We start from the raw sequence: 21,548 nt of genomic DNA on the forward strand, positions 1-21,548 counted from the left end.
CGCTGCATGAACGAGCTATGAAACTTTTATGAACACTTTTTTAGAATTCCTTTACAAATTATTGGTTGATTGTTCGATCTTCTCCATCGACTGGGTTTTCTTCAGGTGCTTCCTCTTCTGGCTTCCCAGAAACCATAACAAATTCAGTTTCTCTAATGGAATCTTTGCCCCATCGATCCAAAACGTCTTTAATCAGGACTTCTTGCACCCATATTTTAGCAACAACAGTTAGGGGGAGTGCCAAAAACAAGCCCAGAAAGCCAAAAAATGTGACGAAAAACAACTGGGATATTAAAGTGATCGCTGGTAGTAGCGACACTTGATGCGCCATGACAACAGGCGTGATAAAGTTACTTTCTACTTGCTGAATGATAAAATAAAGGATGAAAACGGCAAGGACTTTCCACGGAGCATCTAGCAGAGCGATCGCCATTGCTGGCACAACACTTAGAGTTGGACCGAGATTGGGGATTAAATTTAAAAATCCTGCTAAAATACCCAACGCAAGAGCCGATCGCACGCGAAATATTGATAAGCCAATCACACTCATCAGCCCTACGACACTCATGGCAATGAAAGCACCCGTAACCCATCCCTCTAGAGAGACTTCACATTGATCTAAAATTCCATCAACGCGCCGTCGATAAAAAGAAGGAAACACCCTGACAAAAACTTTGCGGTAAGCCAAAGGATCGGATAAAAACATCCCTGTTAAAACTAAAACCAGCAAAATCTTCAGTACAACTTCCAAAGAACCTGAGACAAAAGCGAAGGAACTTCCTACCACACGGTTAATTATGGGCTGTGCTTCTTTAATTAAGGTATTAATGTCAGGTATATACTGAGTCAGTTGTTGGGGAAGGCGATCTCTCAATTGATCCAACCAGGTATTAAAAAGCTCCAATCCTCTGGGAACTTGTTTTGTCAGTTCTTGAAATTGGTCGGCAAATGGTGGCACAATCAGCCAGAAAAAGCTGATGACTAGAGCGATAAAGACACCAACAGAAAGCAGTACAGAGATTCCGCGTTTGAGCCCTAACTGTTGGAATCGTCGAGCCAAACGATTTAAGGTAGTTGCCAATACAACTGCAGCAAATATCAGTAACAGAGCTTCCCGAATTTGCCATAAAATATACAAAGCAAGAACGATGGCAAGTAAGCCAATCCACTGACCTAAATTCACGCCTGACTCCTGGCTCCTCACGAGCTGCGGTACCTTGAAGCAGTTAGTTTTCCAATTATCAGCTTTTTGCTGACAGCTTGCAAACAAGCTAGCTGATTCTAGCAAGTTCTGTGCTTTCAGGTTGATAAGCTAATTTTGTTTTTGCTTCCAGAGTAAAAGACCCGCCATGATGACCGATGGCAAGAAAACGATAATCAAAGCATTGGTCACTGTTGCTGGAATGAGCGGACTTCCAGGAGCGTACTTAATCAAAACAGAGAGCAAGGCAGAGAAGAAGAATACCTTAAACACAAATCCAAGCTGATTTTGCATAATCATGGCACAAGTACGGCAATTTGTATTGATTTTGTCGTGAAGATACTAAATAGGAGCCGAGCACCCTGTCTTTACAATAATGGTTAATGGTTAGTAGGAACAATATAAGAATGCCAGTAGAAACTAATAAAAAACGTCAAATCAAACCACCAAGGATACGTCAATTTGGTGGTAGCTTGTTGATTCTTTTGACTCTTCTTTTATTACTTAACTTTATTGTTCCCAACTTTTTTGGTCCTAGGTTACCACAGGTACCCTACAGCGACTTTATCACCCAGGTACAAGCAGGTAAGGTCGATCGCGCAATTGTGGGTAATGAGAGCATTGAGTATGTACTTAAAACTCAAGACTCGGATGGGAAACCAGTTCAACAGGTACTTGGTACAACACCAATTGCGATCGACTTGGACTTACCAAAAATTCTTCGTGACAATCATGTAGAGTTTGCTGCACCACCACCCAACCAAAATGGTTGGATTGGAACTCTCCTCAGTTGGGTTGCGCCACCGTTAATTTTCTTTGGGATTTGGGGCTTTCTACTCAATCGTCAGGGAGGTGGTCCCGCAGCGCTTACAGTAGGTAAAAGCAAAGCTCGGATTTATTCGGAAGGCAGCACTGGTGTAAAATTTATTGATGTTGCTGGTGTTGATGAAGCTAAAGCTGAATTAGAAGAAATTGTTGATTTTCTCAAAAATGCCGATAAATACACTCGATTGGGAGCCAAAATTCCCAAAGGTGTTTTGCTTGTAGGACCTCCAGGAACGGGTAAAACACTCCTAGCAAAAGCCATTGCTGGTGAAGCTGCTGTACCTTTCTTTAGCATTTCTGGCTCTGAGTTTATCGAACTCTTTGTTGGTGTGGGTGCTGCACGAGTGCGCGATCTCTTTGAGCAAGCCAAGCAACAAGCTCCGTGTATTGTCTTTATTGATGAATTAGATGCACTGGGTAAGTCTCGCGGCGGTGCTAGTCCTTTCAGTGGTGGTAACGATGAGCGGGAACAAACCCTCAACCAGCTACTTACTGAAATGGATGGTTTTGATGCCAACACGGGTGTTATTATCATTGCTGCCACCAACCGTCCTGAAGTTCTCGATGCAGCATTGCGCCGTCCGGGTCGTTTTGACCGTCAGGTTGTTGTCGATCGCCCTGACAAAATTGGTCGAGAAGCGATTCTTAAAGTTCATGCCAGAAATGTCAAGTTGTCTGAAGATGTGGATTTGGGGAACATCGCTATTAAAACACCAGGATTTGCTGGTGCAGATTTAGCGAATCTTGTCAATGAGGCTGCGCTCCTGGCTGCACGCCAAAATCGACAGGCGGTGATAATGGCTGACTTTAATGAAGCGATTGAGCGTGTTGTCGCTGGTTTGGAAAAACGCTCTCGCGTGTTGAATGAAACAGAGAAGAAAACAGTTGCGTATCATGAAGTGGGTCATGCCATTATCGGTGCTTTAATGCCCGGTTCTGGTAAAGTTGAGAAAATCTCTGTTGTGCCTCGCGGTGTAGGAGCGTTGGGTTATACAATCCAGATGCCGGAAGAAGATCGCTTCTTGATGATAGAAGATGAAATTCGAGGTCGCATTGCAACCCTGTTGGGTGGACGCTCTGCTGAAGAAACTGTTTTTGGTAAGGTGTCAACTGGTGCAAGTGATGACATTCAAAAGGCGACTGACTTGGCTGAACGTTATGTCACTTTGTATGGGATGAGCGATCGTTTGGGTCCTGTGGCGTTTGAGAAGATTCAACAACAGTTTCTGGAAGGTTACGGTAACCCGCGTCGTTCCATTAGCCCAAAAGTCGCGGAAGAAATTGACCGTGAGGTGAAGCAAATTGTGGATAATGCCCACCATATTGCTTTGACTATTCTGCATGAAAATCGGGAGCTATTGGAGCAAACAGCACAGGAATTATTGCAAAAAGAAATTCTCGAAGGTAGCACATTGCGGGAACGTCTTGCTCTGGCAAAAGTACCTGCTGAGTTAGGTGAATGGTTGCGGAGTGGGAAAATATCTGAGGATAAGCCTTTGATGCAAACGCTGTTGGTTTAGGTTTTTTAAGCGCACCCCCGACGCAGACGGACGCAGATAGTTTTCTGTTTCATCTGCGTTTTTTGAAGTTTGTAATTTTGTATTTGAAAGCGATTGCCAAGTCGGATTGCGATCGCTTTTTATTTTATATGCGGTATTAATCAACGAGGTCTAAGAGCTATGAAGCTTATTTTATCTGCATCTTAGCCCTTTTATCGCCCCTTCAGAATTTTTTCTCCTTTCTCTTCAATTAGTGGGTTGCTACCTCAATTTGTAACAAGAAGTAGCAGCCCACTTAACTATATTTTCTATAACCAAGAAACGAGGACATAAAAGCAAGACCGTATCTGTATTCACTTAGACTTTTTACATAAAATTTAACAACAATAAATATTGAAATTATATTATTTAGTGTATTTACTTAAATATCAAAAAAAGCTATTATTTAGCTCTAATAAATCTTTGATAAAATAACATGAATAATAGATGCATATCGACCAGATACTTGCACGCGGTATTGGCTGGGTTTCTGGGAAGTATGGTATTGGCTATATTGAGCCACAAAACCCTTGCTCAAAGTTATATTGTGCCAGATAATACTTTAGGCAATGAATCTTCTCAAATTATATTTAACTTTAGATATGGTGAATTACCATCTGAAATAATTACTGGAGGTGCGACTCGTGGAATTAATCTATTCCACAGTTTTCAAGAATTTAATGTCAGAGCAGGTAGAGGAGCATATTTTTACGTTCCTAACCCCAATATTCAAAATATTTTCGCACGGGTAAGTGGTAATAATCCCTCGGAAGTTTTAGGTGTACTTGGTACGAGCGCAGCATCTGAACCTAATTTATATTTAATAAATCCCAATGGTATTTTTTTTGGTAAAAATGCTCAACTAGATGTCACTGGTTCATTTGTAGCCACTACAGCCAACGCTATTCAATTCCCTGGTGGTGCTGAATTTTCTCGAAATTCAGCCGTTACACCTCAAAACAAATTACTCAGTGTAAATCCGACAGCCTTCTTATTTAATCAAATTGCAAATCAACGTACAAACTCAATTGAACATCGTGGTTATTTAGAAGTCCCTGAAAATAAAAATTTAATACTGCTGGGGGGTAATATTGCGCCTACACAACAATCTACGGGGAATATCTTAACGGACGGTGGAACTCTTTTAGGTGGGCGTGTAGAGATTGGTGGATTAAATGCACCGGGAACTATAGGACTCACAGTTGATGGTAATAAATTAGCTTTAAGTTTCCCTCAAGATACTAAGAAGCCAGATATTTCATTGCAAAATGGATCTGTTATATATGGATTTGGAGATAGAGATACACGAGATATTGTAGTTAATGCAAATAATTTTAATCTAATTAACTTTAGTGGTTTAATAACCTTGACAAATCCCGAACAACTAAGTTCAGAAACTCAAACAGGTAATATTTATATTAATGCCATTGGCAGTGTGAATATAGTTAAAGATAGTACGATTAGAAATTTTGCTTTCACGCTTACAAATGCTCCTAGTATTAATATTACTGCTCAATCTTTGAATATTCAAGGTAGTAAAATTGATATAGCTAGTAATCCCAGTAATCCAGGAAGTATTAATTTACTAATAAAAGATACAATTTCACTATTTGGTAAAGATATTGATGGCAAATCTAGTGTAATCTATAGCTACCTTGGAGATTTGGTACAAAATAACTCAGGATTAATAAATATCATCAAAAGCAGTAATATTAACATTCAAGCAACAAATCTTTTCCTGGCAGATGGTGCAAGTATATTAGCAGGTAGTGTCGATCGGGGCAATGTTGGAGGAGATATTACTATCAAAGCCTTCAATGCAGTTACTTTACAAGATAAAGCAAGAATAGCAACATTTAACAATATAGACTATCCCACAGGAAATATATCAATTATTAGCAATTCCTTAGCTCTCAATAATAATTCTCTTATTTTTACTGAAAATCTGGATACTGGTAATGCAGGAGATATCAACATTGTCAGCCAAAATGTCAATATAGATAAATCTCGCATAATTTCCGGTTCAGAATCGTCTGGTAAAGTTGCTAACGCAGGTAATATTAACATTGATACCGCAAAAATTATTTTAACCAATAGTGGATTTGTAAGAACCGAGTCTAATAATTTGAATCCCGGAGTAAGCACCAAACGTAGGGGTAATATTAATGTTAAAGCTAGTGAGTTAATAAAAATAGATGCTCAAGACCCAATGGCACTTGCGGATCAAGGTACCGGTTTTATCACACGTATCGGGAGTAGTAGGAGTTCTGGAGATATCACATTAAGCACTAAAAATTTGATTGTGAGAGATGGTGGTACAATTAATACGGGCTTTAGTAATAATTTAGGTGGTAATACTGGTAATATAAAAATTGATGCTTCTGAATCAATTCAATTATATAGCTCTGGTAATTATCTGAGTACTATATCATCCACTCTGATAAACAACGATGACACATCTTTTGTCAGTAAAAATGGTAATCTAAATATTAATACTAACCGTTTATATCTCCAAGGAGGGCAGATTTTATCAGCTAATCTTGGTCAGGGAAATGCAGGTAATATCTTAATTTTTACTAATGATAGTGTTTTTATTAAGAAAGGAGATATTGTCTCTGGTAAGATTGGTATAGGTAATGGAGGAAATATTTCTATTTTCAGTAATGATGCCGTAACTGTGGAAAACGGAAGTATATCATCTTCCACTGCGGGACAGGGAAATGCAGGAAATCTTGATATTCAAACAAGAAAACTGAATGTAAGTAACCAGGGTGTAATTAGTTCAGAAGTTATTAAATTCCCAGAACTTTTAATGGGTGGAAAAGGTAAGGCTGGAACTATTCGTATTGACGCCGCTGATGCAGTGATTGTTTCCGGATCGGATACCGACACAGGTAGGGCTGCAACAATAAGTACGGCAACCAGAGTAGGAGCAACTGGTCAGGGTGGAGATATTATTATCAATACAGGTCTTTTTCGTTTAGAAAATGGCGGGCTTGTCAGAGCAGATACTGAAAACTCCAGCAACGGAGGTAATATGACTATTAATGCTCGCTTATTTGAAGCTTTCACTGGTGGAATAGTTTCTTCATTAACTACTGGCAGTGGTAAAGCTGGTAATATCACTATCAATACTGCCAATGATATCACTATTTCTGGGATCAACTCAAAGACGGGCTTTGTTGCGGGTTTACTTACAGGCACAACTCCCAACTCTAGCGGTAATGGTGGGGAAATTTTTCTCACTGCAAATAATTTGAATCTCACTGAAGAAGCGCAGATTTCTGCACGCAGTCAGGGGCTGGGCGATGCAGGTAATATCAACATTAAACTTAGAGAAAATTACATTGCTAATAACGGGACTATCAGTGCTAATGCTAAAGAATCTGGTGGTGGTAATATTGATATCACTGCGAGAAGAATAACTTTGCGAAATGACAGCGATATCCGCACTGAGTTGTCCAGTGGTAACGGTAAAGGTGGTAATATTTTCCTCACTGCCGATACAATCATTACTTTAGAAGATAGCGACATTCTTGCTTTTGCACCAGAAGGGCAAGGTGGCAATATTGCATTTAACACTCGTGCTGTGTTTAATGATTCTCTCTATAAACCTATACAACTAGCATCTGATAGAAATAGCTTGCAATCCCTCAATAATAATGGACGCTCTGATATTAACGCCAGTGGTGCAATTGCAGGAAATATTATTGGTGTGCCTGATATTAGCTTTATCCAAAATGGTCTCACAGAATTACAAACCAATCCCATTGATACTAACACCTTAATTGCTAACAGTTGCATTGCTCGCAGTTCCAAACAAGAAGGCAGTTTTACTATTACGGGGACTGGTGGTTTACCAAATCGTCCTGGTGAAGCTATGGCTTCTAATTATCCCACAGGCGATGTGCAGAGTGTCACGAATAGCAGTGCAGTTAATTCGTGGAAAAAAGGCGACCCAATTATAGAACCACAAGGGGTGTATCGATTAACTAATGGGAATTTGGTGATGAGTCGCGAATGTCGTTGATGTGAAAGCTGGCATATAAATAATTGAGAATAGGTGGCAAGAACCTAAAAAACTAAGTGGACATAAATTCCTATTATCAAGCGTTTAGCAATCCTTTTAAGGATGTAATCCCAAAAGCACCTGCTGAGTTGGGTGAATGGTTGCGGAGTGGGAGGATATCTGAGGATAAGCCTTTGATGCAAACTCTGTTGGTTTAAGTGTTTGAATCGCACCCCCAACGCAGATCTATACTATTTTATCGGCGTTTTCCAAAGGTTGTCATTTGATGCTTAATAGCGATCGCTCATTGACAAAGGCGATCGCTATTCATTTTAATCAACTCGCTTTCCAAACATTACACTGTCATATAACGTTTTTCTATAAGGGAAAGATACTCCAATTCAACTGGAGTAAACACAACCGGGCGCTCTAATAGGAGAAGTATTTCGCGTTCAAATGGATCTAAGTTACACTTTCTCAGCTTTTGCAAGCGCTTGTACACTTGTACTAGCTGGGGTTCTGTCTCCATAGGTACAATCTCAACCTGCTGGTGCTTTAAAGTGTACCTGTACATAATCATAATATCTACGTCTCGCACCCAAATATCAACTGTGCGATCGCTAACAGCACAAATCTTTCCCAATCGATTGTGGATTTGAGTGCGATGGGGAGCAACAATCTTAACTAACGCACCCTCTACTAACTGAAGATGATGGGCTATGTGGAGGTCATAATTGTGTTTGAAATGAATTCCAGAGCGAACATCGTTCTCTAATTCTTCAATGACACCAGTTGAATGAGATAACTGTGTGATTTTCAGAGACTGCTCGGCAAACAGAGGACCATTGTTCATAACTGTTCTACAGTGAGTATCTGTGTGAGTAGAGTCTGTTTTACCAATGTTAGCGGTATTAACAGTGTATGTTTGCTTTCCTCGCTGTACTTTTCTTTCTTTGTTAAGTTTTGTATCTGTGTGATTCACACAGATAGATTTTCGGAGGTGACTGACCATTTGATTGCCCACAAAACACCTTCGAGCGATCTCCCGATCGCTCCATTGACTCCACTCAGGATCGTTCAGCAGTGTGAGAATTGCCCGTCTCTTGTCTTCTCTGGAACGAGGGAGAGCAGGTTTATGGTCGGCATTGGCTCCGACTGAGTACAAAACTGCGTCACGCCTTGAGCCTTGGTAAATCGTGCAAGCGATCGCGTCAGAATCCAGATTGTGATGGGCATGCCACCGATGGAAACCATCGGCTAACCAATAGAATTCGCCGTCATAGAAAACGACGATCGGCTCTAATTGTTGTCTGTCTTCTATTTGTTCTTCTAGCAGTTTGACATGTTGCCAGTTGATAGCTGCTCTTGGCTGAGTTCCACCATCGCGTCGAATTTCATCAAGTGCTAAATACTGAGGCAAGATTTCTTGATTTTCACCAGTTGTCAATAGCAAGTTGATTGAGGTGTCCAATACTCTGTTCATGAGTTCACCTCAAAGCGATCGTGTCTTCGTGCGAGTCTGGCTTGAGCTTTTTTATTAGCTTCAAGCCCCTGGTGGTTTGGCAAAAAGTCAAACTTTGTTTTTGCTCTATGTGTCATCATGGTTATAAATCGTAAAAAACTACCGCCCCGTCCTTGTTATTGGTCGGGGTTTTTCGTCAGATTCATCAGAATTGACAAGCTCGTTTTTTTCGCAATGTCACGATGCACTCGCCTTGTTAGGGAGGACAGCGTTATGAGATTATTGATTTAGCTAGCCCGTTAGGAGCCTCACAGGATAAAAAGTGCAGTGTATGGAATTTTCACTACTGTTGTTCGATCGGCGTATCTATTATAGGAGTGCAAAATAGAAAAGTCAATTGTATAACAGATAATATAAATAGAAAGTTGATATTATTAAGGAAACAAGACCAAGCATGGCAGGGGAAAAGTACGCACCAGGAGAACATCCTAACAGCAAAGCTAATCTCATTTACCACGAAGGTAGACCCAAAGCTTTTGGTGCAAAAAAATTAAAACGAAATCTAAGTGTTACTGAAGAAGGGTGGGAAGGGCTACAGCCAATAATCAAAGAAGCTGGCTGCTCCAGTGTATCAGAGTTTTTGGAAAAATTGGGCAGGGGACAGCTGAAGGTTTCTGCATGAGGCTAGGAAAATCATTCTTTCCTAACCCCTCACCCCCTACTTAGAAATCCCTAACTCCTCTGCCAGATTTTAATCGTTTTATCTAAACTCCCACTGACTAAAAGTTCTCCAGAACTTGTGAATGCAACTGCTGTGACAGTGTGTGTATGACCTGCAAAAGTACCCAGTAATTCACCTGTTTCTAGATGCCACAACTTGATGGTTTTATCGGCACTGCCACTGGCGATAATGTCTCCGTCAGGACTGAGTGCGATCGCATACACGCCATCTCTATGTCCTTTCAGAGTCCGCAGTAATTCTCCAGTTTCTAAATGCCAAATTTTAATCGTTTTATCGCGACTGCCACTGACTAAAATTTTGCCATCTGCACTTGTTGCCAAAGCACGAACGATGTGAGCGTGACCTGTCAGCGAGTGTACTAACTCTGAGTCAAAAGTTGGGACTCCACCCCTTTGACGGGAGATCCGCCACACTTTGATTTTGCGGTAGCTACCGGTGATGAGTGTTTTGCCGTCAGAACTGAGAACTAGGGAATGGGCTGCAGTATCATCTAAAGAGAGAGCAGTCGTCACCTGACGTTCTGTCAAATCCCAAAACATAATTTTGCGATCGTCTCCCCCTGTTGCTAATGTCTGCCCATCAGGAGTAAAGGCAACGCAGCGTACCATTCCATTATGCTTGTGCATAATATCTATTAAGTCTTGTGCGCCTACGTGCCAAATTTTGATAGTAGAGTCTGCACCCCCACTGACCAAAATTTGTCCGTCCGGACTGAAAGCCAGAGCATTCACTTCATCTACTAAACCGGAAACAGTCCAAGGATATTCTGATAAAGTCCCTACTAATTCACCTCTGGTTAAATCCCACAGCTTGGTCTCTCCACGGCTACCACTGGCTACTATAGGTAAAGCATCACCTTTATGACCCCTGTAGCTAAAAGCAAGACAATTAATTCCCCGAATATGCCCCTTTAGGGTCTGCCAGCATTCCCAGTCTCCAATTATACTTTTTAGAGTATGCTCGGGCGGAAGTGTTTGTGTAGTTTCCGCTATGGCAAAGTCGTCTAATATTTGTCTTGTGTCTTTTTTAGTAGATAAAGATTCTAAATACCAACCCAATCCCCCAGCGTATAGTAAATGACTTGGAGTGATATGAAGCTTTGGCTCGCTCAACTCAATGTGTTCCGTTGGCAGAAAACCTGCGATGACTGCTTGTTTTTCGTAGCCTCGTTTACCTGTAAAAGGATAAAATAAGCACAGGAAAAGCAGGACTTTGTGATTTTTTAAATCCTCTTGGGTGATAGACCATCTTATTTTGTCTTTTTTTATACCATTAAAGCTTTCTCCATCAGCAGCATGAACTTGAATACTGACTTTGGGGTTGCTGGCAAGTATGTAATGAAATTTACTTTCTCCACGTAAATTGCCTTCATCGTCCAAAACCATATTTTTGACAACATCTTGAGGTACTTTTTTAATTTGTTTCCCCAAGCGATCGCTTATCACGCGGTCTACAATTTGCTCTCGAAGAAGGTAATCTTCTGCTTGTTGCTGAAAGTATTGTGGAAAAGGGATTGCCCAATCAGGAGGCTCGGGATATTCAGGCGGTGTAGCAGGGGGATTTTTGGCAACAATTTCTGCTTGTTGGCGAGCAATTTCCAGCAGTTTTGCCAATGATTCGCCCCAAAAAGCCATAATCTCGCTGTGGCACCCTTTGACTTGACTTTCTAACAAAGACAAGTCGTAAGTTTTAGGTTTTTTTACTCTTTGAAGGAAATCAGCTTGTTGGGACTTGAGCAAGCTAATCCAGTCCATTTGAATTGCTGGGGGGCAGTGTTGCATACCTACGTTATGTTATGGCAGGGCAATCGCTAAGTTAGTGTATCAACTGTGGTTCGTCAAAAATTCAGTAATTCCAGTAGTTAATTTAACACAATCATTTGTATGTGTAGATACCAAATGTTTTGTTATTTGAAACCGACTGCTATGTGCTACGGTGATGGGTTTTGCCTCCTCATAAGAATGTAATGGTTGTTAATTCTAGCAACTCAGAGAACAATATACTGTTTCTCAAGAAGCATTTTTGCCTAAAACTATGTTTTCAAAATTCAAGGTGAGGGGTTAGGGGCTAGGGATGGGGAATTTTCCCCTAAATGAGTTTTTAGCAGATAGATGATGAAAATAACAGTATTCCTTGATAAAGGAAACCCTTATAAACCAAACCACTGATGGACGGACGAGTACATTGGACAACAACAGGCTTGGAGCTATGACCTGATAACGGCAATCGTTACGAAATTATTTATGGAGAGCTGTTTGTGACGAGAGTACCACATTCGGGACATCAAAAAACCAGTGACCCATGACCCGGTCAAGAGTCTCTTACTGAATCTTGACCATAAGGAGCGATCGCTTGCAACACGTTTTGCAAAAAACGCTTCACTGTACGCTCTTATTTCCACATTTAGTTAAATTCTATGCAACTTCATCAGCCCTTATCTTTATCTTTCGATTTTTTGAGATAAGCTTTCGCCCAAGCGTACCGTTCGCTATTTTTTTTGAGTAAGTATGCTGCTGCAGTATGTCTTTTTTCTTCATCTTTTGTATTCTTAACCACTCGCTTGATTTCATCATCGATATCTTCAGTTTTAGCACCACGTTGGATTGCTTCTTTAAACCAAGAATCTCCATTCGGATAATCACCTTTGTCATAGGCAATAGCTCCCATTAACGTGTAAGGCTGATAACTGAGCGCATGATATTTCATAGCTTTTCTCGCGCAACTTTCAGCAGCATCTAATTTGCCGATATCTCTGAATGCTGCACCTCTAGTTACTAAAATTGCTGATTTGAGAGTATTGTCTTTTACGTGGTTTAAGTCTAAGTCAGTTAATTGTAAAGCTTGCTCTGGTTCGTTTGCTTTACGCCAATAACTACTGGCAGTTGGAATATGCCATTTATTTCCCGTGTGCTGAAATTCTTGTACATAAAACTCTGCTTCAATGGTGTAATATTTTAGAGCAACTTTTCCATCACGAGATAATAAATCTTGTTCTACAAGTTGGAAAAATAGTATGGGGTCTAATCTCTCGTTTCTCTCCAGTTTTAGTAAAATATGATAGAATGGATGTAATGTTAATTTATTGACCAAATCTATTAAACCATACTTTTTCTTGAGAATGGTAAAATGATGTTTTTGAAAAATATTAATAATATCTTCATAGCGATTGTTTTTCAGCCATTCAATTTCTACTTCATTTAGAATTTCTCCCGATTTTATTTTAGACTTCAGAACACAAGCGTATTGTTGATTTGCAATCGCGATCGTTTCAGTCAGTTTTCGATTCCTCAGAAAGTTAAGATCTTGTTCGCTTAACTTACTGTCTAACTCAAGCCTTTTGAGAACTTTATACAGGTGGCTCTTAGGAGAGCAATCGTCATATCCTGTAGCTTGATACTTAACTTTTAAGGCAGCAAATTCTCGTGCTTTTTCTAATTCTTGAGCCATAGCAATTGTTTCGTGAAGCCCTTGCTGTTCCAGCCAGCGAACCTCTGATTCACTTAAGTTATTGTTTTCATCAATTTTTTGTAGTAGGGAATATAATGGACTTACTAATGATAAATTATCGATACTTTTTGCTTGATATTTATCTATTAAGTAGGCAAATTTATCCTTTCTTTCTGACTCTTGTTGTTCAAAAATTTTGGCAGTATCCAAGAGTTGGTTATTTAGGAGAAAATTGTATTCGACCTCAGTTAAACGTTCTGATAAATCTAACTTTTTCAGTATTTTATACAGGATACTATCAGAATAGGAACCTTGATATTGAGTGGCTTTATACTTAGACTTAAGTTGAGCAAATCGCTCAATGTCCTGAGCGATCGCATTCGTCCGAAATAGACTATTTGAACTTAGCCAATGAACTTCTTCAGAAGTAAGAGATTGTCCTGATTCCATTTTCCAAAGAATGAAATACAGGGGACTAGATTGCCAAGGAGTATCATGATTTGTAGCTTTGTACTTGGACTTTAATTGTGAAAATTCTACTTCTAATTTGACAAAATCTTTTAATTTATTTTCTTGTTCTTTACATATAAATTCTAGTTTTTGCTCTTTCAACCATTCAAGCTCTAATGTATTGAGTTTAATTCCTAAGTCAACTTTTCTCAGTATAAGATACAGAAGACTGGTAGGGGATAAATCTTGATATTGAGTTGCTTGGTATTTAGACTTGAGGGTAGTAAAGTGTTTAATCCGGTTTCGGTCGTCTTTATGCATATACTAGCACCCGCTATACTACTGAAAGTTACGTGTCAATCGCTACTATAGCAACACTAATAAAAAAGGGCGAGATCGATACCCTCTCTCCCTTCTCTCCTTTGTGTTCCCCGATCGTGTAAATTTGTGTAAAATCCTACCAGATATCAATCCTGGTATTTTTGCACCCATTGGGATGCTTCCCCTTGACCTAAGTTTCCCGAGCCGCATTCTTAATTTCTTCAAAGTCAAGTGTGCAGTTTTCTGCCTGGACTGCTATTTATTCCTTCATTACAATCAGAAGCACGTATTGCAAGAAAGCTGCTAGTAGTTAGTTGCTACTAATTAGTAACTAAACCGTTGCTGCTGTCCGCATTAAATCGCTATCCACTATCTACTAACGGTTAGCGGTCTTCAGCTAGAACATCTTAACAATTCATGAGTTAAGTGAAGGCTCAGTTACAGATATTATGAGTAATCGTACTGCATTTACTGCCGCAATCAAGAGTATGCAAAAGAAAATGATGACAATAAACTTCAAAGATTTGATGATGAGCCAAGATTTACCACAGCGAGCAACGTTAAAACTTCTTGTCATTGATGACCACCAGTTAATTTTAGGTGGCACCCTTGATGTGTTGCGCCAACAGTACCCAACGGCTGAATTCCTCACAGCTAAAACTGCACAAGATGCTGTTAACCAATTATTAAACTCTCAGCCCGATCTGGTTGTTGTAGACCTTTCGATTCCGGAAAAACCAGGGATGACAGCCCAAATTGATACGGGTTTGCAACTTTTACAAAACTTAATGAAAAACTATCCCAATCTTAATCTTATGGTGCAAAGCAGTTACGTTAAGGCTTTAGCACGAATCAGACACGATATAGATAATCATCAAGGAGGGTTTACAGTCTCTGATAAAGGGCTTTCCGAACAGGAAATGTTAACTCGAATACACCTTGCTATTGAGGGAGGAACTCATACACGAGATTTAGGAAGAAGAATAGAAGTTAAACCGGAGTGGTTAGAGCTTTTGAGGTTGGCTTTTGAAGAAGGATTAACAGATAAAGCGATCGCAGACAGGATGGTTGTGGCTGAACGCACGGTACGCAATTACTGGACTAAAGTCCAAGACGTTTTGGGTGTTTACCCTGAAGACTGCAAGAAAGATGGCAAGAATATCAGAATTGAAACTGAAATTAGGGCTAGAGAAGAAGGTTTGATTGATTAGGTTACTAAGAGTATGCAGCCTGGTATTTGGAAGTTATTAAAAGAAAAATTTACTATTTGGCGTCTGGGAGGACGCCTGGGATTAGTTGTTGTTTTATTGGTCATAATAGCTCGTCTGAGCGGTTGGCTGCAATTCTTAGAGTGGGGAATTTTTGATACTTTTCTAAGTTGGCGTCCCTACGAATCAATAGATGAACGAATTTTGATTGTTGGTATTAATGAAGCTGATATCGAAAGTGTAGGAACATATCCAATACCGGATGGAGAAATCACTGAAGTTATTAAAAAAGTGCAGGTTGACAAACCGATAGCAATTGGACTTGATATTGCAAGAAATGTACCCGTAGAACCCGGTAATACGGAACTTGCCGAATTTGCAAAGCGAAGCAAAAAATTGATTGGTATTGAGAAAATCTTGCTACCCGGTCGATTTTCTTCAATACCAAATTTACCTTCTGAACAAGTTGGGTTTTCGGATATTATTCCCGATAAAGATATTAAATACAGGCGCATTCTCCTTGGAACACCAAATCCCTTAGATCCAGATGACTATAAATTTTCTTTTTCTCTGCGTTTAGCAGAAGCTTATTTATCTCAGAAAGGTATTCCTCTTGAAAATGGAAAACTCGATCGCCATGCAATCAGGTTTGCCAATACTGAACTTCCCCGCTTTTTGCCCAACTTTGGTGGGTATGTGGGAACTGATGCAGGAGGGGTTCAAGTTCTTCTCAACTTTCGTAATGGGAAAGAAAGATTTAGAACAGTATCGCTTCACGATATCAAAACGGGAAATTTTCAGCCCGAATGGATACGCGATCGCATTGTCATGATTGGTATGACAGCTATTAGTGCTCCTGACTTATTTAGTACCTCAGCAGTTTCTGGATTGCAGCTTCACGGACAAATTTATGGAGTTGAATTTCATGCTCATGCTGTCAGTCAAATTATTAATGCTGTTTTGGAATCACGACCACTCATAAAAACTTGGTCGGAGGAGTGGGAATATATATGGATATTAGGTTGGGGTTTCATTACCATTAGTCTGAATTTGACGATCGAATCCCCGTGGCGCAAGCTGTTTGCTATTAGTGTAATTAATATTGGTCTAATTACAATAAGTTATTATGTATTGCTTGTTTGGGGTTGGTGGATACCTGTAGCACCAATTTTATTAATTTTAGGAATAAATTTTGTTGGTTTTCTTAGTGCTTGCTATCAATACGAACAATCGTTAAAAGCTCAAATCGGGATACGACAACACACTATTGAGATGGCATTTACAGAAATCCACAATGGACCATTACAAACCTTAGCTGCGCTATTAAGGAATGTACAAAATCACGATTTATCTAAAGAAGAATTACTAACTGATTTAAAAAATTTAAATTTAGAAATTAGAGATATTGGTGAATACTTAACACAACAAACTCTGAATCTAGAAGAAAGCCTTCGTTTGGGAAGTGGCTTAAAAATAGATTTAAAACGTCCAATTCATGAAATTTTCTATGAAGTATACAGTAGTACTATTGAACGAAATCTTCCCTACTTTCAAACCCTCAAAGCCAAAGTTCGCTCCTTTGAACCTCTCGAAGAGCAATTTTTAACTATTGAACGCAAGCGAGAACTTTGTCAATTTCTTGAAGAAGCTTTATGTAATGTTGGAAAACACGCTAAGGGAGTTACGCGTTTGTCTGCTACAGGAACAAAACAACAAGGATGGTATAGTCTAAAGATTAAAGATAATGGATTGGGTATCCGTTCCAACTATGAAAGCAAAGGAACCAAAGATAGTAAAAATTTAGCAAAACAACTAGGAGGATATTTTAACCGAGAGCGTGCAACTCCTAAAGGAACTGTATGTGAGTTAACTTGGCCTCTTGCTGGTAGCAGGAGTTGGATTTCAACAATGAAGTTTAGGCTGAAGGCTTATTTCCAGAGAAAATTGAGATTTTTGACAAAAACTTTTCAACGCAGCGTATGAGCAATCAACTTTTAAACCCCTGGTTAGTAACTGGCTGTGTCCTGACCATATCTTTAACGACGGCTTCCTTAGCTATAGCGCGTTACGTACCTCCTCGCGATCAAAAACCTCCTGGTGAGTATTCTCGAACAGGAGGTGGAAGGGGATGTCCGGAAGATAAGATACCCTTAACAATACTTGCTCCTAAAAAACATATTGGCGAAACAACTTCTCGTTATCCTACATTTGCTTGGTTTGTCTCCAATTCTTATGAAGTAGACTTCCGAATTTTTGAGTTTGATGCCAATAATCAACCCTCAAAACCAATAGGTAAACCAGTACTATTGCCAAACTCTTCAGGAGTTAACAAGTACTCCTTACCAGAGAATCAGCAAGGGTTAACTGTAGGGCAAAAATACCTTTGGCAAGCTGCAATCAAGTGTCAGCAAGGATATTTAGTAGAAAGGGCAGAGTTTAAGGTAGTAGAAATGCCTGCTTCTTTATCAAAAAAACTTTCTATGACAGAAGATGCAGCTAAAAAAGCAGACTTATATGCTGAAGCAGGTTTGTGGTATAACGCTCTAGATGAAGCTCTTAAAGTTTCTCAGGAGAAAAAAATAGCAAAGATAGTTACAACTCTTCTGCAAGACCTAGTAACATTAGAAGAACCTAGTAGAACAGACAAATTAACTGATGCCGAACGTCAAGAGGTGCAGAAACGAGGCGATCTCTTAAAGCAAATTGCCGATAGCAATCCATCAAATTAATTTTGATAAGTAAGTTGGCTCAGATCCCTGACTTCCGTGAGAAGTTAAGGATCTGGCTCCTCACAGCCCATTGGCTGCTATAATTTAGACAAGTAGCGATAAGTTCAATACAAGGCTACTCAATACTAAAGTTGACTTGTTGTCAAAAATTGCCCGTTTAGGATAGGGTAGAAAGAGTATTTTCTCCAAGAGTTATTAACGAGGGAAAACTATGCTTAGTGAAATTAGGCAAAAGGCAATTGTTAAGCCCGGAGGTATAGTAGAAATCTCGTCTTCGGAACTTCCATCAGGCGCAATTGTAGAAGTTATTGTACTTTTAGAGTCAGACTCAGAGAAACCAGAAAAATCTTTGACTAGTTTTATTGGATTGGCTAAAGGTAACTTTGCCACACCACAAGAAGTCGATTTGTTTATTCGGAACGAGCGAGATGCATGGGAATCATAGATGCTATTCAAGGTAACAGAGTTTATCTTGATACAAATATCTGGATTTATGCTTTAGAAGGATATCCCGAATATTTTCAAGATTTGACTCAGCTATTTCAACGAATTACTCAAGGTGATTTGACTGCTGTCACGAGTGAATTGTCATTGGCTGAGGCATTAGTAAAACCTTTTCAGAATCAGAACTTAAGACAACAACAGATATATAAACAATTTATCAGTAACTCAAAAAATTTATCAGTGATTTCTATTTCTCGCGATATTTTAATAGAAGCCTCGCAATTACGTGCCAATGTCAACATCAAATTACCTGATGCAATTCACGCCGCAACAGCAAAGTTAACACTGTGTTCAACTTTCTTAACCAATGATAAACGCTTTCAAAGTGTCCCTAATATATCAGTGGTGTTGCTCTCTCAAACTTATTCTCCCTAAAATCGATCAAAGCCAATTTCCGATCGTAATGAATGGTGCCCAGTAAGCAGGATTATCATATTGGTCGTTAATATCTTCTATTTTTTTAGCCTGAATTAATTTTCGTTGAGCTGCACTCAACGCTTGTGCTTTACTCATTCCTGATTTGATGCCACTATAAAATTCAGTCATCAATTTTGACGTTGATGCATCTGAAACCGACCACAAAGTTGCTAAAGCGCTTCTTACTCCAGCTTGCACTGCGACACCAGCTAAACCAAGAGAAGCACGTTCATCTCCCAAAGCTGTTTGACAAGCAGTTAACGCAAGCAATTCTACTGCACGAGAACCGCCATTGATTTGACGGAGTGAAGCTTCTAACTCATTAATCGTGAGTTTGTAGCCGTTTCCAGTTACGATAAAAGTGTCTTCTGGAATTGTACCAAACTGAGCATGAGTCGCAATGTGAACAATTGGATAAACTGTTTTATTTAGTTCTCGATCTAACTTTTCTCGATTAAATTCTTCATTAATTAGCGGTTTATTGTCTGGAAATTGCTTCTTTAACGTATCAATTTCATATTGGACATTGGGTAATGCAGAGTATGTTGTTCCATCAACTTCTACTTGTTTAGTCAAACCCAAAATCAAGGCTCGCTTTTCTAGCTGATTTAGAGCTTTAGGTGCGGTTAATTTCAAACTAGGAGTGTTGGCAAGATCGTAATTCTCTACTAAAAATTTCTTTTGTTCCTTGTCATAGAGGGCTGCCATTGGAATAATACGTAAGATACCATCTTGAACGAAAACTAATGTTTTTATCTGTTCTTGTTTCAAATTATCTTTAAAAGGACGAATAAACCAATCATACAAATTTTGTGCATGAGTACTGTCGTATTGACCTGGATTTAAAATTCCTTCTTCAAGACCCTGACGAAATTTCTGAATTTCCGTTATTACATTTTCCCTGCTTTCTTTTATCCACTGAAGCTTTCTTTCTCCACTTGGTAAACTAAGTAGAATAGCTATGTTCTTGTCTAGAAAAATAGAACTAAAGACAGCAGTGCTCTTTCCTAAAAGTTCATCTACATTTTTGTCATTAGTGACTGTTAATATACAGTCGTTACCAAAGAAATTTTGTAATTCTGCCAGTTTTAAAGAATCAATGGTTTCAAGTGCATTCTTTAATTGTTCTTTGCGATTTTCAGTATTAGACGATGGTAATGAAGCTTCTTCTAGCCTTAATTGTGCTAACTCAAGATAAAGAGGCTTAATAACATCCTGAAAATCAAATTGTAAATCTCGTTCTGCTGAGAGAATGTCGCTGCGAATTTGTTCTAAAAGAGTGTATGCTCGTTGGTATGATGGTAATGCTTCTGACTCTTTGTCTTGTGCTTTCAAAATGCGTCCCCTTTGCCATTCCCACAAATACACACTATCTCTGGCTTGCATCTTTTGGTCTGCTGACCACAATGCTTTTTGAGTGAAGTCTAAAGCTTGTTTATATTCCTGACGACATTCATAGAAATGACCTAGCGATCCAAAGGCAAAAGACTGAGAACGAGAATCTTGCAACTTTTGCGAAGTTTCTACTGCATTTAGGAGCAGTGAGTTTGCTTGTGACTCTGGTAGTCTTCTCTTTGAAGAGCATGCAATTAATGACGATGATGCATCTTTTGAATTCTCAGGTAAATTAGCTAAATCTATTGCGGCATAGATTTTATTTCGAGATAATGGTAATTTGTCAAGCAGATTTAAAGCTGCTTGTATGTGAGTCTCAGATTGAGAGTTTTCCCGTGTCGATTTTGGAGACGCGGAGGTCAAATTTTTCTCATCTTGAAGATGGCGATCCAGTTGAATTAAATTTAGCAATACTTGCATTTGACCGACTTTATCGTCTTGCTGACGGGCAAGGCGCAGGCTAGATTGAAAGGAGTCCCATGCTTTTTTGTAATATGCGATCGCATTTTTCTGAAACTCATTAGCCTTGGAGATACCCAATTGCTTTGCAGAATCAGCACGAATTTTCTCCCGTTGTGCCTTATTTAAGTAAGCATTACCCAGACTATTTAAGACTTTTGACTTGTAAACTGGCTCTGTAATTTTCTCTGCTTGCTCTAAATGCTTAATAGCGTCGTCATACTTACCCCTCAGACGGTAAGCTTCTCCCAAACTTCCGAGTGCAGCAACTTCACCAAGCTTATCTGTTTGCTGGCGGGCTATTTGTAAAGCGCTTCCTGGCAAACAATTTGATTGTTCTTGCGGTTTTGTGTCAGATTTTGGTTGCTTCTCAGGTATACCACATAGTAATGCGATCGCTTTCCCTGGTTGTCCCAAATTACTATAAGTTTGTGCCTGTTCGGTCAGCATTCGCCCGTATTGTTGCAAGTTTCCAGAGTTGCGGTAGTACTTTGTCACCTGTTCCCAATAGCTCAGTGCTTCTTCACTATCTCCCAACTGCTGATAGGCTCTTGCCAAGTTTTCACTAACAATGGCTTCGTTGTTTTGATTTTTGCTTTGTTGGTAGAAATTTAAAGCTGTTTTCCAGGGTGCGATCGCACCTCGAAAGTCTGCTGCTTTGTATCGCTCAATACCTTGCTGCACGAGTTGGCTGGCATCGGGAGTTTGAGCGATTATGCTTTCAATTTGAGCAAAAGATAAGCAAAAGACGAGACTAACAAGAAAGAGTGTCCCTAGGACTTGATGTTGAGTAGACTTGCGATACGGGTTTAGCACAGGCTTACTCCAGCAGTAGATGACA

The 21,548-nt window shown here is 39.5% G+C and carries 15 protein-coding genes; 8 read left to right on the forward strand and 7 right to left on the reverse strand.

Going from position 1 to position 21,548, the window contains the following annotated elements:
* Positions 1–58: 58 nt before the first annotated feature.
* The gene (locus AB0756_RS24945; protein ID WP_038081734.1) at positions 59–1,183 is read right to left on the reverse strand and encodes an AI-2E family transporter; all 1,125 of its coding nucleotides are present in this window, start codon (positions 1,181–1,183) and stop codon (positions 59–61) included.
* A 129-nt stretch (positions 1,184–1,312) separates the two neighbouring features.
* Positions 1,313–1,495, reverse strand: a complete 183-nt coding sequence (locus AB0756_RS24950; protein WP_038081735.1) for a hypothetical protein — start codon at positions 1,493–1,495, stop codon at positions 1,313–1,315.
* 113 nt (positions 1,496–1,608) lie between these two features.
* Here AB0756_RS24950 and ftsH point away from each other — a divergent pair, with 113 nt between their 5' ends.
* Positions 1,609–3,546 carry an ATP-dependent zinc metalloprotease FtsH gene (gene ftsH / locus AB0756_RS24955; protein WP_038081711.1) on the forward strand — a complete coding sequence of 646 codons (1,938 nt, stop codon included), beginning with the start codon at positions 1,609–1,611 and terminating at the stop codon, positions 3,544–3,546.
* A gap of 517 nt (positions 3,547–4,063) precedes the next feature.
* A complete protein-coding gene (locus tag AB0756_RS24960) occupies positions 4,064–7,594 on the forward strand; it encodes a two-partner secretion domain-containing protein (protein ID WP_050046686.1) in 3,531 nt (1,176 codons plus the stop codon).
* 334 nt (positions 7,595–7,928) lie between these two features.
* Here the strand turns inward: AB0756_RS24960 and AB0756_RS24965 are convergent, their stop codons facing one another.
* Positions 7,929–9,056, reverse strand: coding sequence for a ParB/RepB/Spo0J family partition protein (locus AB0756_RS24965; protein WP_050046685.1), 1,128 nt, complete (start codon positions 9,054–9,056; stop codon positions 7,929–7,931).
* Complete coding sequence (locus AB0756_RS24970; RefSeq protein WP_408019912.1) at positions 9,053–9,175, reverse strand: hypothetical protein; 123 nt, start codon at positions 9,173–9,175, stop codon at positions 9,053–9,055. Before AB0756_RS24970 ends, AB0756_RS24965 begins: the two co-directional genes overlap by 4 nt.
* A 314-nt stretch (positions 9,176–9,489) precedes the next feature.
* Between AB0756_RS24970 and AB0756_RS24975 the strand changes: the two genes are divergently transcribed.
* On the forward strand, positions 9,490–9,717 hold the full coding sequence (locus AB0756_RS24975; protein ID WP_038081716.1) for a hypothetical protein: 228 nt from the start codon (positions 9,490–9,492) through the stop codon (positions 9,715–9,717).
* Between the two features lie 50 nt (positions 9,718–9,767).
* Here AB0756_RS24975 and AB0756_RS24980 read toward each other — a convergent pair whose 3' ends face one another.
* Both AB0756_RS24980 and AB0756_RS24985 read right to left on the reverse strand, forming a co-directional pair.
* Positions 9,768–11,531 carry a WD40 repeat domain-containing protein gene (locus tag AB0756_RS24980; protein ID WP_038081718.1) on the reverse strand — a complete coding sequence of 588 codons (1,764 nt, stop codon included), beginning with the start codon at positions 11,529–11,531 and terminating at the stop codon, positions 9,768–9,770.
* Between the two features lie 673 nt (positions 11,532–12,204).
* On the reverse strand, positions 12,205–13,836 hold the full coding sequence (locus AB0756_RS24985; protein ID WP_336604390.1) for a tetratricopeptide repeat protein: 1,632 nt from the start codon (positions 13,834–13,836) through the stop codon (positions 12,205–12,207).
* Positions 13,837–14,495: 659 nt separating this feature from the next.
* Here AB0756_RS24985 and AB0756_RS24990 point away from each other — a divergent pair.
* The 5 genes from AB0756_RS24990 (at position 14,496) to AB0756_RS25010 (ending at position 18,811) form a co-directional block, all read left to right on the forward strand.
* Positions 14,496–15,206, forward strand: coding sequence for a response regulator transcription factor (locus AB0756_RS24990; RefSeq protein ID WP_237265967.1), 711 nt, complete (start codon positions 14,496–14,498; stop codon positions 15,204–15,206).
* A gap of 12 nt (positions 15,207–15,218) precedes the next feature.
* Entirely contained in the window at positions 15,219–17,186 is a 1,968-nt protein-coding gene (locus tag AB0756_RS24995) for a sensor histidine kinase (RefSeq protein WP_038081721.1), read from the forward strand.
* Positions 17,183–17,932, forward strand: coding sequence for a DUF928 domain-containing protein (locus tag AB0756_RS25000; protein WP_038081723.1), 750 nt, complete (start codon positions 17,183–17,185; stop codon positions 17,930–17,932). The genes AB0756_RS24995 and AB0756_RS25000 overlap by 4 nt, the downstream gene beginning before the upstream one ends.
* Positions 17,933–18,143: 211 nt before the next feature.
* On the forward strand, positions 18,144–18,377 hold the full coding sequence (locus AB0756_RS25005; protein WP_038081725.1) for a hypothetical protein: 234 nt from the start codon (positions 18,144–18,146) through the stop codon (positions 18,375–18,377).
* Entirely contained in the window at positions 18,365–18,811 is a 447-nt protein-coding gene (locus tag AB0756_RS25010) for a type II toxin-antitoxin system VapC family toxin (RefSeq protein ID WP_038081726.1), read from the forward strand. The genes AB0756_RS25005 and AB0756_RS25010 overlap by 13 nt, the downstream gene beginning before the upstream one ends.
* A 6-nt stretch (positions 18,812–18,817) precedes the next feature.
* On the opposite strand, the gene AB0756_RS25015 is transcribed toward AB0756_RS25010, so the two are convergent.
* Complete coding sequence (locus AB0756_RS25015) at positions 18,818–21,523, reverse strand: CHAT domain-containing protein (RefSeq protein ID WP_167844780.1); 2,706 nt, start codon at positions 21,521–21,523, stop codon at positions 18,818–18,820.
* Positions 21,524–21,548: the final 25 nt, after the last annotated feature.

Origin of the sequence: Tolypothrix campylonemoides VB511288_2, assembly GCF_045999855.1 — a bacterium.
GTDB classification, from domain to species: domain Bacteria; phylum Cyanobacteriota; class Cyanobacteriia; order Cyanobacteriales; family Nostocaceae; genus Scytonema; species Scytonema bouteillei_A.

What these genes read in the sequence shown, in the direction of transcription:
- AB0756_RS24950 (WP_038081735.1), bottom strand. Translation starts at nt 1,495, where the DNA reads ATGCAAAATCAGCTTGGATTTGTGTTTAAGGTATTCTTCTTCTCTGCC.
- ftsH (WP_038081711.1), top strand. Translation starts at nt 1,609, where the DNA reads ATGCCAGTAGAAACTAATAAAAAACGTCAAATCAAACCACCAAGGATA.
- AB0756_RS24960 (WP_050046686.1), top strand. Translation starts at nt 4,064, where the DNA reads ATGGTATTGGCTATATTGAGCCACAAAACCCTTGCTCAAAGTTATATT.
- AB0756_RS24965 (WP_050046685.1), bottom strand. Translation starts at nt 9,056, where the DNA reads ATGAACAGAGTATTGGACACCTCAATCAACTTGCTATTGACAACTGGT.
- AB0756_RS24970 (WP_408019912.1), bottom strand. Translation starts at nt 9,175, where the DNA reads ATGATGACACATAGAGCAAAAACAAAGTTTGACTTTTTGCCAAACCAC.
- AB0756_RS24975 (WP_038081716.1), top strand. Translation starts at nt 9,490, where the DNA reads ATGGCAGGGGAAAAGTACGCACCAGGAGAACATCCTAACAGCAAAGCT.
- AB0756_RS24980 (WP_038081718.1), bottom strand. Translation starts at nt 11,531, where the DNA reads ATGGACTGGATTAGCTTGCTCAAGTCCCAACAAGCTGATTTCCTTCAA.
- AB0756_RS24990 (WP_237265967.1), top strand. Translation starts at nt 14,496, where the DNA reads ATGATGACAATAAACTTCAAAGATTTGATGATGAGCCAAGATTTACCA.
- AB0756_RS24995 (WP_038081721.1), top strand. Translation starts at nt 15,219, where the DNA reads ATGCAGCCTGGTATTTGGAAGTTATTAAAAGAAAAATTTACTATTTGG.
- AB0756_RS25000 (WP_038081723.1), top strand. Translation starts at nt 17,183, where the DNA reads ATGAGCAATCAACTTTTAAACCCCTGGTTAGTAACTGGCTGTGTCCTG.
- AB0756_RS25005 (WP_038081725.1), top strand. Translation starts at nt 18,144, where the DNA reads ATGCTTAGTGAAATTAGGCAAAAGGCAATTGTTAAGCCCGGAGGTATA.
- AB0756_RS25010 (WP_038081726.1), top strand. Translation starts at nt 18,365, where the DNA reads ATGGGAATCATAGATGCTATTCAAGGTAACAGAGTTTATCTTGATACA.